This window comes from Pseudomonas sp. RIT-PI-o (assembly GCF_001297215.1).
GTDB lineage: Bacteria > Pseudomonadota > Gammaproteobacteria > Pseudomonadales > Pseudomonadaceae > Aquipseudomonas > Aquipseudomonas moraviensis_A.
This window is the reverse complement of record NZ_LHPA01000011.1, coordinates 191,569-206,255: the sequence shown is the minus strand read 5'-3', so window position 1 is coordinate 206,255 and position 14,687 is coordinate 191,569. Positions and strand designations below refer to the sequence as shown.

Annotated in this window: 17 protein-coding genes; 6 read left to right on the top strand and 11 right to left on the bottom strand. The window is 59.5% G+C overall.

The genetic code is table 11. The features are described from left to right. Nucleotide 1 precedes the first annotated feature (1 nt). Complete coding sequence (locus AEQ63_RS03540; protein WP_042610324.1) at nt 2–853, bottom strand: STAS domain-containing protein; 852 nt, start codon at nt 851–853, stop codon at nt 2–4. Between the two features lie 261 nt (nt 854–1,114). On the opposite strand from AEQ63_RS03540, the gene AEQ63_RS03535 reads away from it, so the two are divergent. Next, nucleotides 1,115–1,378, top strand: a complete 264-nt coding sequence (locus AEQ63_RS03535; RefSeq protein WP_042610415.1) for a hypothetical protein — start codon at nt 1,115–1,117, stop codon at nt 1,376–1,378. A 58-nt stretch (nt 1,379–1,436) separates the two neighbouring features. Here AEQ63_RS03535 and AEQ63_RS03530 read toward each other — a convergent pair whose 3' ends face one another. Then, nucleotides 1,437–1,958, bottom strand: coding sequence for a DUF4142 domain-containing protein (locus tag AEQ63_RS03530; protein ID WP_016774469.1), 522 nt, complete (start codon nt 1,956–1,958; stop codon nt 1,437–1,439). A 204-nt stretch (nt 1,959–2,162) separates the two neighbouring features. Between AEQ63_RS03530 and AEQ63_RS03525 the strand changes: the two genes are divergently transcribed. Next, nucleotides 2,163–2,417, top strand: coding sequence for a hypothetical protein (locus tag AEQ63_RS03525; protein ID WP_064361798.1), 255 nt, complete (start codon nt 2,163–2,165; stop codon nt 2,415–2,417). A gap of 99 nt (nt 2,418–2,516) precedes the next feature. Next, the gene (locus tag AEQ63_RS28725; protein ID WP_177330585.1) at nt 2,517–2,681 is read left to right on the top strand and encodes a hypothetical protein; all 165 of its coding nucleotides are present in this window, start codon (nt 2,517–2,519) and stop codon (nt 2,679–2,681) included. 108 nt (nt 2,682–2,789) lie between these two features. Here the strand turns inward: AEQ63_RS28725 and AEQ63_RS03520 are convergent, their stop codons facing one another. From AEQ63_RS03520 to AEQ63_RS03505, 4 genes are all read right to left on the bottom strand, one after another. After that, nucleotides 2,790–3,866 (bottom strand): SMP-30/gluconolactonase/LRE family protein, encoded by a 1,077-nt coding sequence (locus AEQ63_RS03520; RefSeq protein ID WP_064361797.1) that lies wholly within the window; start codon nt 3,864–3,866, stop codon nt 2,790–2,792. After that, the gene (locus AEQ63_RS03515) at nt 3,863–5,008 is read right to left on the bottom strand and encodes a sterol desaturase/SRPBCC family protein (protein WP_064361796.1); all 1,146 of its coding nucleotides are present in this window, start codon (nt 5,006–5,008) and stop codon (nt 3,863–3,865) included. Before AEQ63_RS03515 ends, AEQ63_RS03520 begins: the two co-directional genes overlap by 4 nt. A gap of 112 nt (nt 5,009–5,120) precedes the next feature. Next, complete coding sequence (locus AEQ63_RS03510; protein ID WP_064361795.1) at nt 5,121–5,984, bottom strand: LysR family transcriptional regulator; 864 nt, start codon at nt 5,982–5,984, stop codon at nt 5,121–5,123. A gap of 109 nt (nt 5,985–6,093) precedes the next feature. After that, the gene (locus AEQ63_RS03505) at nt 6,094–7,821 is read right to left on the bottom strand and encodes a hydrogenase maturation protein (RefSeq protein WP_064361794.1); all 1,728 of its coding nucleotides are present in this window, start codon (nt 7,819–7,821) and stop codon (nt 6,094–6,096) included. A 407-nt stretch (nt 7,822–8,228) separates the two neighbouring features. On the opposite strand from AEQ63_RS03505, the gene AEQ63_RS03500 reads away from it, so the two are divergent. Together AEQ63_RS03500 and AEQ63_RS03495 are read left to right on the top strand one after the other, a co-directional pair. Continuing rightward, nucleotides 8,229–8,705 (top strand): antitoxin Xre/MbcA/ParS toxin-binding domain-containing protein, encoded by a 477-nt coding sequence (locus AEQ63_RS03500; protein WP_064361793.1) that lies wholly within the window; start codon nt 8,229–8,231, stop codon nt 8,703–8,705. Beyond that, a complete protein-coding gene (locus tag AEQ63_RS03495; protein ID WP_064361792.1) occupies nt 8,702–9,196 on the top strand; it encodes an RES family NAD+ phosphorylase in 495 nt (164 codons plus the stop codon). Before AEQ63_RS03500 ends, AEQ63_RS03495 begins: the two co-directional genes overlap by 4 nt. 106 nt (nt 9,197–9,302) lie before the next feature. On the opposite strand, the gene AEQ63_RS03490 is transcribed toward AEQ63_RS03495, so the two are convergent. Continuing rightward, the gene (locus AEQ63_RS03490; protein WP_042610331.1) at nt 9,303–9,620 is read right to left on the bottom strand and encodes an SCP2 sterol-binding domain-containing protein; all 318 of its coding nucleotides are present in this window, start codon (nt 9,618–9,620) and stop codon (nt 9,303–9,305) included. Between the two features lie 63 nt (nt 9,621–9,683). Next, on the bottom strand, nt 9,684–10,394 hold the full coding sequence (locus AEQ63_RS03485) for a histidine phosphatase family protein (protein WP_064361791.1): 711 nt from the start codon (nt 10,392–10,394) through the stop codon (nt 9,684–9,686). 204 nt (nt 10,395–10,598) lie between these two features. Between AEQ63_RS03485 and sohB the strand changes: the two genes are divergently transcribed. Continuing rightward, nucleotides 10,599–11,630, top strand: a complete 1,032-nt coding sequence (sohB, locus tag AEQ63_RS03480; protein WP_064361790.1) for a protease SohB — start codon at nt 10,599–10,601, stop codon at nt 11,628–11,630. Nucleotides 11,631–11,696: 66 nt separating this feature from the next. On the opposite strand, the gene AEQ63_RS03475 is transcribed toward sohB, so the two are convergent. The 3 genes from AEQ63_RS03475 to AEQ63_RS03465 all read right to left on the bottom strand — a co-directional run bounded on the left by AEQ63_RS03475 (nt 11,697) and on the right by AEQ63_RS03465 (nt 14,538). Beyond that, nucleotides 11,697–12,191, bottom strand: coding sequence for a DUF934 domain-containing protein (locus tag AEQ63_RS03475; RefSeq protein WP_039758643.1), 495 nt, complete (start codon nt 12,189–12,191; stop codon nt 11,697–11,699). After that, entirely contained in the window at nt 12,175–13,833 is a 1,659-nt protein-coding gene (locus tag AEQ63_RS03470) for a nitrite/sulfite reductase (RefSeq protein WP_064361789.1), read from the bottom strand. Before AEQ63_RS03470 ends, AEQ63_RS03475 begins: the two co-directional genes overlap by 17 nt. 486 nt (nt 13,834–14,319) lie before the next feature. After that, the gene (locus tag AEQ63_RS03465; protein WP_042610335.1) at nt 14,320–14,538 is read right to left on the bottom strand and encodes a DUF2970 domain-containing protein; all 219 of its coding nucleotides are present in this window, start codon (nt 14,536–14,538) and stop codon (nt 14,320–14,322) included. Between the last annotated feature and the right edge of the window lie 149 nt (nt 14,539–14,687).

The following is a 14,687-nucleotide window of genomic DNA, read 5'->3' as shown; positions in this document are numbered from 1 at the left end:
GTCAAGCCGTCTTGACGAGGCTGACACCCAAGCGGGTCAGGGCCAGTTTCAATGCGTCGGCCAGGTTGGCCTTGGTCACTACGCCTTGCAGATCCAGACCGAGGTGGACGATGGTTTGAGCAATCTGCGGACGCACGCCGCTGATGATGCAATCGGCGCCCATCAGGCGGATCGCGGTCACGGTTTTCAGCAGGTGCTGGGCAACAAGTGTGTCGACGGTCGGCACGCCGGTGATGTCGATGATGGCGATTTCCGAACCGGTGTCGACGATGCGTTGCAGCAGCGATTCCATCACCACTTGGGTGCGCTGCGAATCAAGGGTGCCGATCATTGGCAGGGCGAGGACGCCGTCCCACAGCTTGACGACCGGGGTCGACAGTTCCAGCAATTCTTCCTGCTGACGCTTGATCACCGCCTCGCGGGATTTCTGGAAGGTGCCGATGGTGTGCATGCCGACGGTGTCGAGCAGTTCGGAGACTTCCAGCAATTGCTCGGCGAGCAGTGCCGGCTGGTCCTGATAATGGTTTTGCAGCAGGGCGAACAACGGCCCCTTCAGAGCGAAGATGAAGTTGGCAGTTTGCTGGGAATCCTGGCCGAGCAGGGCGCGGCTTTGCGACAGCTTTTCAAGGAACTGGCGGGTATCTTCCCAGCCTGCGGCGGCAATTTTGCTGCCATTGCCGTTTTCCAGGCCGGTCAGCAGCAGGCTCAGCAAATCGCGGGTCTGTTGCGCGAGGTCATGTTCCTTGAGGTTGCGCGTGGCGCCGCTGGCTTCGAGGCGTTTGGTCCATTCGCTCAGCAGTTGCGTCTGGTTGTTCTTGATTGCTTCGACTGTGCTGTTCTGCAGTGCTGCCATGTGCGTGTCGCTCCGATACGTATTGGGGGCCGGCGCAGCGAAATGGCCGGCGCGAATTGACTGACATTTGCCGCTTGAAATAGTTGTTCATCCAGCGCTGAATTTTTCTGCCTGCCGCGTCGAACACCCCGGTAACTCTAGTCGGCGTGGCAGCAGGCAACGATCTTTTGAACGAATCTACGGCGTCAGGCTTCGAATCTGCATGCCCGACGTTTTCCAGTCGTGCTGGAAGAGGGAGGCAGGACTATGAATGAGGTGGATATGAACGAGCAAGCGCCGCAACAGCAAAATCAGTCCTCTGAGTCGATTAACCGCAACGATCCGGCGATCGACCCGCAAACACCGGGGCAAACCAAGCCTGCACCGGCCGAAAAAGGGCAGGCCGACAGTGCGGCCAGCGAAGTTGATCAGAAACAGCATCACGACGACAACAACAACGAATTCAGCCCCGGCTTCAAGCCTGACCCGGACCGCCCCGCACCGGGCGAAAGCACCGACGCCGACATCGACACCGATGGCGGTTGATCGGCAGAACGCAAAAAGGCCGCATCGATGGATGCGGCCTTTTTTATTGCCCGGGCGTTTATTTGCTCGGGTGTTTGGCTTGCAGCTCTTTGGCGTGGGCCAGATGTTTTTCCAGCGCCGGCAGCATTTTCTGCGCGAACGCTTTCAGTTCAGTAGCGCCTTTGGCCTTGTCATCGGTCACGGTATTCGCCTGCTTCTTGAACAGCTCGATCGTCTCTTCGTGAGCCTTGACCTGGTTATTGGCGTAGGCCGCATCGAAGGATTCATCGCGCATGTCGAGAATCTTTTCCTTGGCCTGCTTGACCAGCGTGGTGGTGTCCGGGACTTCGATGTCGTTGGCTTTGGCAATCGCCGCCAGTTCATCGTTGGCCTTGCTGTGATCAGTGATCATCTGGTTGGCAAAGGCTTTGATGTCGGCGGACTGGCTTTTTTCCAGGGCCAGGCGGCTAGTTTCGATTTCAGCGATGCCACCAGCAGCGGCGTTATCGACAAAGTCGTTGTCAGTCGCGGCAAAGGCGCTGCCCATGCCGGCAGACAGTGCAACAGCCAGGGCGAGATGACGCAGGTTGAATCCGTCCATTGGGTATCTCCACGCAGGTTTTTGTGAGCGTTATCCAATGGAGCGGGAGGACACGGCAAAGGTTTTATCGCATTTACGACAGGGCGACGAACGGCAACCGCTGGTCTGACAGGGAGTCGACAGAAGCCATTGCCCAAGGCCATGCTGATAATGAGTCAGCGCATCGGTCGCGCTGGTTGTCGATCAAATTGATGGAGGTGTTTCATGCCGGTTTCACATGATCTGTATCAGGACCTGGGCTGCAAGAAGGAAGAGATCGAGCAAAAACGCTCCGAGGATCCGAAGCTGGATTCGTTGCTTAACAAGTATTTTGATGTCGATAAAGCGGTCGTCGAGGCCGAGAACGCCAAGTCAGACGCCCCCACTGACGATGACCTGAAAAAGCTCAAAGAGAAGCGTGTAATCGTCAAGGAGCAGATCGTCGCCCAACTGGCGGGGCAGCCGCTGACGGGCCAGTAATCGCCCGACCCGTGGTCATTTTCCCAAGGGAACGGCTACGGCCAACGGCACCTCCAATGTGCAGAGTCTGCAAACCATCGACTCGTTGCGAGGTGCCACATGAACGACCCCAGATTCCCCAGTGAAGAGCAGGGCGGTTTCGACCCGATTCCCACCCGTCCCGAACCGAACAGCCCGGCGCATACCACTGCGCATCCTGAAGAACCGGTCGAGGAGCTACCCGAAGACGACGATCCGGACAAGTTCGATAGATCCAGCAACTGACAGACCGCTATCGCGAGCAGGCGCACTCCTACAATTTGAAATGCGTACCCCTGTAGGAGTGAGCCTGCTCGCGATAGCGCAATTCAATTGCGCGCAAATCCCGCTGACTCACTTCAGCGCCGAATCCAACCCTATCCGCCCCATATGCCCCGCCTTCAACGAGCCGAAATACAACCACTGCCCGTACTCGCGCACGGTAGTGATCGGCGAGTAATTGCCATCGCTCGCATCCTGCAGATTGGCGATCACTTTGCCGTCCAGATCCAGACCGAGGACAAACCCACGCTTCTCCACAGGCTTGGGCAAGACCGTCAATGCCCGCACGATCATCTTGCGCAAAAACGGATGTTCAGCCGTGCCGTCGAGCAAGGCATTGCGCGGCGCATACAGGGCTACCCAGAAGCGATTGCTGCCATTGAACGAGAGGTTGTCGGGCAGCCCTGGCAAGTTGTCGATGAACACGTCGTGGGTGCCAGCCTTCGGCCCGCTCAGCCAATAGCGGCTGATGCGGTAGGCGCCGGTTTCGTTGACCAGCACATAGGCCTCGTCCGGGCCAAGAGTGACGCCGTTGGCGAATTGCAGTTTGTCGAGCAGCACGCTGGTCTTGCCGGTCTGAAAGTCGTAGCGCAGCAAGCGTCCGTCGGCGCCGTGCTCGATGATGGCCTCGCCGTCCTGGCCGTAGCCCCAACGACTGGAGGCATCACTGAAGTAGGCGTAGTGGCCTGACTTGTCGACCGCTACATCATCAGTGAATCCAAATGGCACACCGTTGGCCTCGGTGGTCAAGGGAATCATTTGTCCCTGCGCATCCAGCGACAGCAAACCCTTGACCGCATCGGCAATCACCAGCATGCCGTTCGGATGCCGGGCCAGGCCCAACGGGCGGCCACCGGTGTCGGCGAGCACCTTGCGCTGCGTGCCGTCGAGGCTGCTGCGAATCAGCCTGCCGTCATGTAATCCGGTGATGAGGAAGTCGTCCTCCAGCAACAAGGCTTCGGGGCCTTCGATGTCGCTTGGCCCGACCTTCGCCACACCTTTGAGGCGCTTGTTGTCCGCGTAGATACCGTCTTTCAGCGAGGGCGCCGGTGACGGTGTCCAGGCCACCGGCTCGACTTTGGTTGGCAGCAAAAGCAAGAAGGCGATGACGAGAACGATCAGCAGGCCCGGCAGATGACGTAATTTCACGCGCTGGCCCTCGCCGCGCCGATGAACTGTGCGGCCGTGTCGCGCAGGGCGAGCATGGACGCCGCAGACTCGCGTTCGATGCGCCGCTTGAGCAACAGGCGATTGGCGAGGCGCATGAGCAAGCCGTCAAAGCGATATTCCAGCGTACGCACGAAGCGCGTGCCGCCAGCCTCCGCCGAGCACTCGTAAGTCAGCCGCAAGGACAAGCCCTGATCGCTTTGCGCGCGGGCGCACCAGCGCCGTCCCGGCAGATATTCCGTCACTTCCCAGCGCAAATGGCCGGCACGTCCGCCGGCATGAATGTCCTCTTCGAAGCGCGCACCGGCATGCAGCGGACCTTGCGGAGCGTCAATCTTCAATGAGGAGGGATGCCAGTCCGGCCAGTGACTGACGCTGGCGGCATAGGCCAGCACGCCGACCGGTTCGCCGGCGATGTCGATCTCGTGCTGCATGCGCGTCATGGGCATTTTCGAATATCTCAAAGGGGCGGGTTCCGGCTCGCGATACAGCGTGCCGAACAGGTAGTCCATCAAGGGCAGAACGATGTTGAAATTGCGTTCCTGCATGCGCTCGCGGCGATGATGCAATTCATGCAGACGGCGCATCTGGCGGATCCACGGCAAACGGCTCAACGGATTTTGCGGCGGCAGATGTTCGCAGGCATGGAACACTTCGTAGAGCAGATATCCAAGCACCATGCACCCGGCGAACAGCCCGGCGACATTGGCGTTGACCTGCGCGAGCAGCCACCACAGGGGCAGGGTGATGAGCAGCGTATGAATGACGATCAGCCAGGCCGGAAACAGAATCACCCGCCAGTCTCGCGCACTGTCGTAGGTCATATGGCCGGGGGTGAAAAAGCTGTGATGGTCGCCGGCATGCCGGGCGTAGAACATCTTTGCGAACGCTTTTTTCTGATGACCGAGATGGCGATGGACCATGTACACGCCGAAATTGAACAGCATCAGGGTCAACGGCACGGTCAGCCATTCCAGCCAGCTCACCGAATGCACCGTGCGCCAGAACGCAGCGATAGCGAGAATGCCGAACAGCAGCACGAACATGCCGTGCAGCCATGGGTTGTACAAAGGGTGAATGGCCGCACGGTAGCGGCTGCGAAATGTCTCGGTGGTCTGCCTCAACGCTTTCACCTGCGGGTATTGTCGTTATACCCGGCAGAGTAGCCGATCCGCTGATGTCTGCAGGGCCAACCTTGAGGTCACAAGCGCCATGCTCCGGACTGCGCCTGCGGTGTCAGCTCAGAGGGTTCCAGCGCTGCGACCAGTCGTCATCGGTACGGATCACTTCGCGGAGCAGATCGAAGGCCTGCTGCAGCACCGCCGAGTCGCGATCACGCGAATACACCAGGTAGGTCGGGTAGCCGAATTCCGGCGCTTTGGTGACGGCTTCCAGCGCCCCGGTTTCCAGATACGTGCGCACGACCCGGGTGCGGAAATAGCCGCTGCCGCCATGTTCGAGGATGTATTGCAGGGCCAGCGGGCCGAGGTTGAAGCTCAGCGCCGCTTTGGCTTTTTCCGGCAGCGCGGCGTCATGTTGACGGCGGAAGTCAGGGCCCCAGTCGATGTAGACGTAAGGATCAGGGCGCTCGGGCGCGCGCACCAGAATCAGCTTTTCTTCCAGCACTTGTTCGACCTGTAGCCCGGGCCAGTATTCCGGCTGATAAACCAGCGCGGCATCGAGCACGCCGTGTTCGAGTTGACGCAGCAGGTTTTCGCCATCGCGGATTTCCATGCGCAACGCATGTCCGGGGATTTTTTCGCGCAGTTCCGCCGCCCATCTGAGCATCAGCGGATTGCACAGGCTGACCTCGCCACCAATGTGCAGAACGTTGTGATAACCCTCGGGCAGCGGCAAGTCGCGGCGCGCGGCTTCCCAGGTCTGTACCAGTTGATTGGCGTAGATCACGAACGCTTCGCCATTGGCCGTCAACTTCGCCCCGGCGCGATTGCGCACGAACAGCGTACTGCCCAATTGGCTTTCGAGTTTCTGCACCCGTGCGGTAATCGCGGTTTGCGTGACGAACAGCTTCTGCGCGGCGGCGGCGAGACTGCCGTGACGAACGATTTCGAGAAAAGTGCGGGCGAGGTCGATGTCCATGAGGCGGGGCCGGTGTCTGGAGGTGGCGCGCATTGTAAGTCAAAAGCCCCTCACCCTGGCCCTCACCCTGGGGGAGGGCCAGGGTGAGGGGAAAGCAGACACCACAAGATCAACTGGCCAACTCGGTGCGCTCAAGCAAGCCCACTCGCGCCCAATCCTCTATGAGGCGCGCCGGCGTGCCACACACCCTGCGCTTGTAGACGAAGTGGCTGCACTTTTCGGCAAAGCGATTGCGGTCATGCAGCATGTCCTCCTGCATTTGCTCCAGCTCCGCGTCTCGGCATCGACGGATCAGTGCCTGATCGATCCGCAACTTGCGTTCGCGCACCGCCGCATAAGCGGGATCACTCAATACGCTATTCGCTCGTTGCAGCAGCCACAGGGAAAACTCGTCCGGACAGCGCGGGCCGATCTCCTGAACCATGCCCAGTTGCCAGGCTTGCACCGCACTGATCGGCAGGCAGGCCTGGGTCAATTGCTCGGCGATCGTCGGGCCGACGGCGCGGGGCAGGCTGTAGGTCCAGTATTCCGAGCCATACAGACCCATGCTTTTGTAGTGCGGATTGAGCACGATATCGGCGCGGGCAAACACGATGTCCGCCGCCAGCGCCAGCATCACGCCGCCCGCGCCGGCGTTGCCGGTCACGCCGCTGACCACCAGTTGCCGCGCGCTGAGCAGTTCGGCGCAGACATCGTCGATTGCCTGAATATTGGCCCAGGCTTCGGCGCCGGGATCCTGCGCGGCTTGAATCACGTTCAGGTGCACGCCGTTGGAAAAACTGCCCCGGCCGCCCCTGATCAGCAGCACTTGCGTATCCCGGGCCTTGGCCCAACGCAGTGCCGCGACCAGGCGCTGGCATTGCTCGGTGCTCATCGCGCCGTTGTAGAACTCGAACTTCAGTTCCCCGACATGGCCCGACTCACGGTAACGAATCGGCTGATACGCTTCGTCGCTGAACGGCTGTGTGGCGATCGACCAGCCCAGCACTGGCACATGGTTGAGTTGTCCGGCGAGCACATGCCGGGCCGGTTGCTTGAAGGTTTCCTCGCTGGGTTGAGGTTTGCGTCGCAGCGCGCCGATCCACAGGCTCTGGTCGCCGGCAGCGATCAACACCGCGTCGTCATGCACCGCAAGAATCTCGCCGGGCGTGCCTCTTCGCGAGTCAAGGTGAGCGTCATACAGGTAATACTGCCCGCCAGCCAGACTTGCCAGCACGCCCGGTTGCCCGTCTGCTGCGTCGATACAGCGCTTGATGAAGCGCGCGCAATCGTGCCAGCTGAAGCTGCGATCAGCCTGTTTCATGTTCGGTTGCAGGCGCCCGCGCACGCTGGGATCGGCGTAATCCAGTTCGACCGGCCGCAACCCTTCGACGAATTTTTCCACCACCTCGCGGATGCACACCAGCGCCGCATCGCTGACGCGGCCGTTGTACAACTCGGATTTGCGCATGCCCGCAGGCAGGTTGAATTCGCAGGTGGCCCACACCGGCCCGGCGTCCATTTCTTCGACCGCCTGCAGCGCGGTGACACCCCAGATCGGCAGTTCGTTGCTGATCGCCCAATCCAGTGCGCTGGCGCCGCGGTCGCCAACGATGCCGGGATGAATGATCACCACCGGACGCCGGGCATCGGCCCAAAGTGCCTGTGGCACACGGTCCTTGAGGAACGGGCAGATCACCAGGTCGGCGCCGCTGTGCTCGACCTGTTCACACACCGAAGCCGGGTCGGTAAACAGCACCACGCTGGGCAAGTGCCCAGCGTGACGCAGTTCCAGCCAGGCCCGTTGCGTCAGGCCGTTGAACGCTGACGCCAGCAGAATGATCTTGAGCGATTGCATGGGATTCTTCCTTGAGTGAGTCGGCCGCAGGCTCCCGGTGAGCCTTCCCTGGCTTTCGATGGAGCGGGAAGCGTACGCAGTGCTTGCACGTCCACAGGTGACCGAGGTCAACGTTGTGTCAGGCAAGGCGAGAATTCACGCGCTGAAATTTCCGTTCAGGTCCTACGGAAACAGGAGTGTTTCGATCAGATACGTGGATATTTCTGACGACTTTTTCAGGTTGGTCGTCGGACGCTGGGGCTATAGCATCAGTCCTGACATTGAAGTCATCGAGCGCACAGATCGCTCCGGACCCGGACAAAGGATGGAACATGCGAATCCCACTGATTGAAAGCCATACGCCTGCTTATTCCCCTCGCCATTACTGGCGCGACGATCGCGCCAGATGCCCCTCGGAGGACGTCGCCATGCCGACTGCCAAAGCGCCCCGGCTCACCGGCTTGAAGAAGCTCGAGGGCAAGCCTCTGGAGTTGCTGTTGCGTGGACAGGACACCGGCGACGACCCGATGCTCGTCCTGCGCTGCACAAGCGAAGGATTCGAGCTGCTCGATGTGGTCAACATGATTGCCTCCTCCGAGCTGTACCAGCAGGGCGAGATGGTCAAACGCATCACCGGCAGATCCGTGAGAACTGTGCGACGTCTGCTCAAGGAAGGCGCGCCGGTGCGTCTGGACACGCCGCAGAGCATCCTCGCCTGGCAATATGCCGCGGCACTGGAACTGGCCACCGAAGTGTTCGGGCGTCAGGCCAAGGCCGAATCCTGGCTGGAGCAACGCGCAACGTACTTCTACGGCTATGTGCCACTCGATCTGGTTGGACATGCGTTGGGGTTCAGGATGGTGGAGGAGTATCTGAACCAGATCAAATACGGGGTTTATCAATGAATCCCTTGCCCTGGGATGATCGCTGGTACGCCTGGCGGCTGGATCGCGCGGTGTACAGCGAAACCTGGGACAGCGGTCTGGGTTCGAAACGGGACGGCGGCCGCTGGAATACCCCCGGGCGGCGAGTCGTTTATGCGTCGGTCGACCCATCTACAGCGATTCTCGAGGTGGCCGCCCATGGCAGTTTCGACGCGCTTGATCAGGAACCCTATGTGTTGACCTGTTTTGAAATCGTTCACCAAGCCAGCGTGAGAATCGTGCAGCCGGAGGATGTGCCCAATCCGCACTGGCTCACCCCGATGAAAACCTCGCCCAACCAGCGAAAGTTTGCCGATGCACTGTTGGCTGAACACCCTTTTGTATTGGTGCCTTCGGTGGCAACGAGGCACTCGTGGAATTTGCTGGTGAGTTGCGATCTGGCGGAGGGTCAGTTCAGGATGGTTTCGCAAGAGCGGTTCGGGCTGGATACGCGGTTGTTGCAGGAGGTTTGATCGTATCTCCGCGAGCGGAGGACGAAGCCGAGCCCTGCGCTGATTCCCCTTGCATGAACGACAAATCCCGCCACAAGGGCGGGATTTGTTTGAACCCAGCAGCTTCTTACGAAGGGAACAGCTCGGACAGTTTCATCGACAGCATCATGTCGCCTTCAACGCGCAGCTTGCCGCCCATGAACGCCTGCATGCCGTCGGTTTCGCCGCTGACGATACCTTTCAGGGTTTCGCTGTCCAGCACAAGCGTGCAGTTGGCGTCCGGGTTTTCACCTTCCTGGATGTCGCAGGTGCCGTCTTTGACGATCAGTGCGTATTGCTTGTCTTCGTCGGTGATGTTGAAACCGAAGACCAGGTCCAGACCGGCAGCGGCTGCTGGGTTGAACTTGGCTTGCATTGCTTTTACGGCATCAGCTACGGAGGTCATGGTTCGATCCTTTCTTGGTCATGGGAGCTGGGTGGTTACAGCCAGGGTCACAGTAAGCCGGACTCAGCGAAAAGTGATGAGTTCCGGGGCCTTCAGCAGTTGCAGGTGTGCGTGACTGTTGAAGGAAGCCAGAGCCACCTCGCGACCGCGAAACTTCAGCTGGTTGAGCGAGGTGTTGACGATTTGCCAGTTCAGTTCAAAGGCCTGTCGGGCAGGCATTTGTGTAATCAGGTGGAGCAGGGCGGTGATGGTGCCGCCGGAAGTGAAGACGGCGATTTTCTGGTTTTTTTCCGCCACATCGAGAATACGGTGCAGACCGGCCTGAACGCGCTCGACGAAACCCAGCCAGCTTTCCAGCCCCGGGGTGTCATGAGTGCCCGCGAGCCAGCGTTCGACGATCAAAGCAAAGATGCGCTGGAATTCACCGCGGTTCTGCGCGGCATTGCGCAGGATGTCGAGAGCTTCCGGCTCTTCCGGCAGCATCGCCGGGAGCAGGGCGCGGATGACCGCATCGGCATCGAATTCGTTGAAGGCGGAATCGGTTTCAAGAACGGGAACCGGCAGGCCTCTGGCACTGAATTGTTCCAGTGCACTGGTGGCGGTGTGCTGTTGACGACGCAGGTCACCGGCAAGGCAGCGGTCGAAGTTGATGCCCAGATCGGCAAGGTGCTGGCCGAGGATTTCTGCCTGACGCACGCCGGTCGGTGACAGGACGTCGTAATCGTCTGCACCAAAGGAGGCCTGGCCATGTCGTATCAAGTAGATGCTGCCCACGTCCGCGTCATCCCGGTACGTTGAAGGTCAGGCGAGGTTATGAGGATGGCGGAGAGCTGTCAATGAAAAAACATACGCTTGTTTGAAATGCCCGTTACAGGCGTGTTGCCAGAGGTTTCACGGCTGGCCGACGAGCCGGCGCATGGGTATGCTGGAGCCATTCCGCGTGTGTTTCACGTTCACGCATTGCATTGAGGAGTCTCTGTGGATTTTTTCACCGAATACGCCAGCTTCCTGGCCAAGACTGTCACCCTGGTGGTCGCCATTCTGGTGGTGCTCGCCAGTTTCGCCGCGTTGCGCAGCAAGGGACGGCGCAAATCGGCGGGCCAGTTGCAAGTCAGCAAGCTCAACGATTTCTACAAAGGCCTGCGTGAGCGCCTGGAGCAGACCCTGCTCGACAAGGATCAGCTCAAGGCATTGCGCAAGGGCGAAGCGAAAACCGAAAAAACCGCGAAGAAGCAGAAGACCCAGCCAGAGCCGAAGTCCCGGGTATTCGTGCTCGACTTCGACGGCGATATCAAGGCTTCGGCCACCGAGAGCCTGCGTCACGAGATCACCGCGCTGTTGACCCTGGCCACGCCGAAGGACGAAGTGGTTCTGCGCCTGGAAAGCGGCGGCGGCATGGTGCACAGCTACGGTCTGGCGTCGTCACAACTGGCCCGAATCCGCGATGCGGGCGTGCCATTGACCGTTTGCATCGACAAGGTCGCGGCCAGCGGCGGCTACATGATGGCGTGCATCGGCGACAAGATCATCAGCGCTCCATTCGCGATACTCGGTTCCATCGGTGTGGTCGCGCAGTTGCCTAACGTCAACCGCCTGCTGAAGAAGCATGACATCGATTTCGAAGTGCTGACTGCCGGTGAATACAAGCGCACCCTGACGGTGTTTGGCGAAAACACCGAAAAGGGCCGTGAGAAATTTCAGGAAGACCTCGACATTACCCATCAGCTGTTCAAGAACTTCGTCGCCCGTTATCGCCCGCAATTGGCAATTGATGAAGTGGCCACCGGCGAAATCTGGCTGGGGATCGCTGCCCTGGAAAACCAGCTGGTGGACGAACTGAAGACCAGCGATGAATATCTGGCGCAGAAAGCCAGACAGGCCGAGGTTTACCATCTGCACTACGCCGAGCGCAAAAGCCTGCAGGAACGCATCGGCATGGCTGCCAGCGGTTCGGTGGATCGTGTGCTGTTGAGCTGGTGGAGCCGCCTCACCCAGCAACGCTTCTGGTAAACAAGCAGGCATAAAAAAACGCCGGTCAATGACCGGCGTTTTTGTGTCCGCAGTAAATCCGCAGGCTTAGCGCCGACGAAACAACGGCAGCGGCTCGTCACTGGCGGCCTGGTAGGTCACCGAGAAGTCCTTGAGACCTTCCAGTGCTTCGTACGGGTCTTTATCGGCGCGGATGGCGAAGGCGTCGAAACCGCAGCGATGCATGTAGAACAATTGGTCCCGCAGAACATCGCCAATCGCCCGTAGCTCGCCTTTGAAACCGTAACGGTCGCGCAGCAGACGGGCATTGGAGTAACTGCGGCCATCGGTGAACGCCGGGAAATTCAGCGCGATCACTTGAAACTCACTGACGTCTTCACCGATTTCTTCGGCTTCCTCGTCGGCATCCAGCCACACGCCCAGACCGCCATCACGGGCCTTGAGCATGCGGCTGTGTTCGCGCCACAACTGCAGAGGAACGATCAGATCGTCGCAGTTGCTGATCTCGTCGATGTTGAAATCCTTGGGCAGCAAGTGCCAGGTTTCGTCGACGACTTCGTTGTTCTTAATGATTCGCTGCATAGACGCGTTCCTTGAAGAGGTCGATGCCAATACGCTGGTAGGTGTCGATGAAGCGCTCGTCTTCGGTGCGTTGCTCAACGTACACGTCGATCAGCTTCGAGATCACGTCCGGCATGGCTTCCTGAGCGAAGGACGGGCCGAGGATCTTGCCCAGGCTCGCATCCCGGCTGGCGCTGCCGCCGAGGGAGACCTGATAGAACTCTTCGCCTTTCTTGTCCACGCCGAGGATGCCGATGTGGCCCACGTGGTGGTGACCGCAGGCGTTCATGCAGCCGGAGATGTTCAGGTCCAGCTCACCGATATCGAACAGGTAGTCCAGATCGTCGAAGCGACGCTGGATCGATTCGGCAATCGGGATCGACTTGGCGTTGGCCAGCGAGCAGAAGTCACCGCCCGGGCAGCAGATGATGTCGGTCAGCAGGCCGATGTTCGGCGTGGCGAAACCGCCTTCACGCAACTCGCCCCACAGGGTGAACAACTGACTCTGCTCGACGTCGGCAAGAATGATGTTCTGCTCGTGAGAGGTGCGCAGCTGACCGAAGCTGTAGCGGTCGGCCAGATCGGCGACGGCGTCGAGCTGTTTGTCGGTGATGTCGCCCGGAGCAACACCGGTCGGCTTCAGCGACAGCGTCACAGCGACATAGCCAGGCTTCTTGTGCGCCAGGGTGTTGCGGCTGCGCCAGCGGGCGAAACCCGGATGCTCTTTGTCCAGATCGGCCAATTGCACGGTCTGGTTTTCGAGGGTCTTGTAGTCCGGATCGACGAAGTGCTTCGCAACGCGATGCAGTTCGGCTTCGGTCAGCGTGGTCTGGCCACCGCGCAGGTGCTCCATTTCCGCATCGACTTTCTGCGCGAACACTTCCGGAGTCAGCGCTTTGACGAGGATCTTGATCCGCGCCTTGTATTTGTTGTCACGACGGCCATAGCGGTTGTACACACGCAGAATGGCGTCGAGGTAGCTCAACAGGTCCTGCCATGGCAGGAATTCGTTGATGAATGCGCCTACCACCGGCGTACGACCGAGGCCACCGCCAACCAGCACGCGGAAGCCCAACTCGCCAGCAGCGTTATGGACAGGTTCCAGACCGATATCGTGGACTTCAATGGCAGCACGGTCACTGGTCGAACCGTTGACGGCGATCTTGAACTTGCGCGGCAGGTAGGCGAATTCCGGGTGGAACGTGGTCCACTGACGAACGATCTCGCACCATGGGCGTGGATCGATCACTTCATCGGCGGCGACGCCGGCAAACTGATCGGTGGTGACGTTGCGCAGGCAGTTGCCGCTGGTCTGAATAGCGTGCATCTGCACGGTCGCGAGTTCGGCGAGAATGTCCGGGATGTCTTCCACGGCCGGCCAGTTGAACTGCACGTTCTGCCGCGTACTGATGTGGGCGTAGCCCTTGTCGTAGTCGCGGGCAATCCTGGCCATCATGCGCACCTGGCGCGAAGTCAGTTGGCCGTAAGGCACCGCCACCCGCAACATCGGTGCGAAGCGCTGGATATACAGGCCATTCTGCAGGCGCAGGGGGCGGAATTCTTCTTCGCTCAGCTCACCTGCCAGATAGCGTCGGGTCTGATCACGGAACTGCTTGACGCGGTCCTCGATGATCCGCTGATCGTACTCGTCGTATACGTACATATAAGTCCTGTTCTCAGGCTTGGGCTACTCGGAAAACGCTGCGTTTTCGCTTGCTGGAGTCCGATGATGCCTCTGCAATTCTGCGCGCACGGCCGCGCACTCCTGACGGAGCCGGGGCAATATACCCGTTTGCAGTTATGCGCAAAAGTGATGTTTGAGTATATGGAAAGAACCAAATCGCCTAACACGCATCACTGTCAACTAATCCACATTTGTCGTGCGGACAATCATCGTCTTAACTGTGATCGAGTCTTTGTGCAATCACCGATAAAACCGACAAGAGGCGATGCAATGAGCAACCCGACCAAAGCCAGAAAAAGCGACAGCAGTGTCGACGCATGGGCCATTCTGTTCCTGATCATTCTCGTAGTAGGGACAGCGGTCTTCTGGGTCAGCCACCAGTAAGCCAGGTTCCGGGCCTTTTCCTGGGCCCGGCCCCCTGCGCATCCGCATGAAGCCATGTAGCCAACGCCTCAGTGTGACGGTTCACACGCCGGCCAGATGCAGCACCAGTTTGACGATGGCAAACAGCGTCAACCCGAACAGCGCCGTGAACAGAATGCCCAACATCACGAAATGACTGGGTTTGCCATGGGTAAAGTCTCGTTCCCTGTTTTTGCCGCTTTGTACGCCGAACGCCGCTGCCATGACGCTTTGCAACATTTGCCAAAAGGTCGGCGGTTTGTTGTCGACTGGATCGTCCATAAATCCCTCCGCTGAAAGTTGTGCCTCTCAAGCATAGTCAAATAGCGCTCGGCTGTTCGCAGACACGTCGTTACAACTGCCGCCTCTGCCTATAACCCTGTACCGCTGAAGCCACCCATACAAGTGATGTGCTGTCGCTCCATTTACAG

Coding starts and splice junctions, on each gene's coding strand:
- AEQ63_RS03540 (WP_042610324.1), bottom strand. CDS start 853: ATGGCAGCACTGCAGAACAGCACAGTCGAAGCAATCAAGAACAACCAG.
- AEQ63_RS03535 (WP_042610415.1), top strand. CDS start 1,115: ATGAACGAGCAAGCGCCGCAACAGCAAAATCAGTCCTCTGAGTCGATT.
- AEQ63_RS03530 (WP_016774469.1), bottom strand. CDS start 1,958: ATGGACGGATTCAACCTGCGTCATCTCGCCCTGGCTGTTGCACTGTCT.
- AEQ63_RS03525 (WP_064361798.1), top strand. CDS start 2,163: ATGCCGGTTTCACATGATCTGTATCAGGACCTGGGCTGCAAGAAGGAA.
- AEQ63_RS28725 (WP_177330585.1), top strand. CDS start 2,517: ATGAACGACCCCAGATTCCCCAGTGAAGAGCAGGGCGGTTTCGACCCG.
- AEQ63_RS03510 (WP_064361795.1), bottom strand. CDS start 5,984: ATGGACATCGACCTCGCCCGCACTTTTCTCGAAATCGTTCGTCACGGC.
- AEQ63_RS03505 (WP_064361794.1), bottom strand. CDS start 7,821: ATGCAATCGCTCAAGATCATTCTGCTGGCGTCAGCGTTCAACGGCCTG.
- AEQ63_RS03500 (WP_064361793.1), top strand. CDS start 8,229: ATGCCGACTGCCAAAGCGCCCCGGCTCACCGGCTTGAAGAAGCTCGAG.
- AEQ63_RS03495 (WP_064361792.1), top strand. CDS start 8,702: ATGAATCCCTTGCCCTGGGATGATCGCTGGTACGCCTGGCGGCTGGAT.
- AEQ63_RS03490 (WP_042610331.1), bottom strand. CDS start 9,620: ATGACCTCCGTAGCTGATGCCGTAAAAGCAATGCAAGCCAAGTTCAAC.
- AEQ63_RS03475 (WP_039758643.1), bottom strand. CDS start 12,191: ATGCAGCGAATCATTAAGAACAACGAAGTCGTCGACGAAACCTGGCAC.
- AEQ63_RS03470 (WP_064361789.1), bottom strand. CDS start 13,833: ATGTACGTATACGACGAGTACGATCAGCGGATCATCGAGGACCGCGTC.
- AEQ63_RS03465 (WP_042610335.1), bottom strand. CDS start 14,538: ATGGACGATCCAGTCGACAACAAACCGCCGACCTTTTGGCAAATGTTG.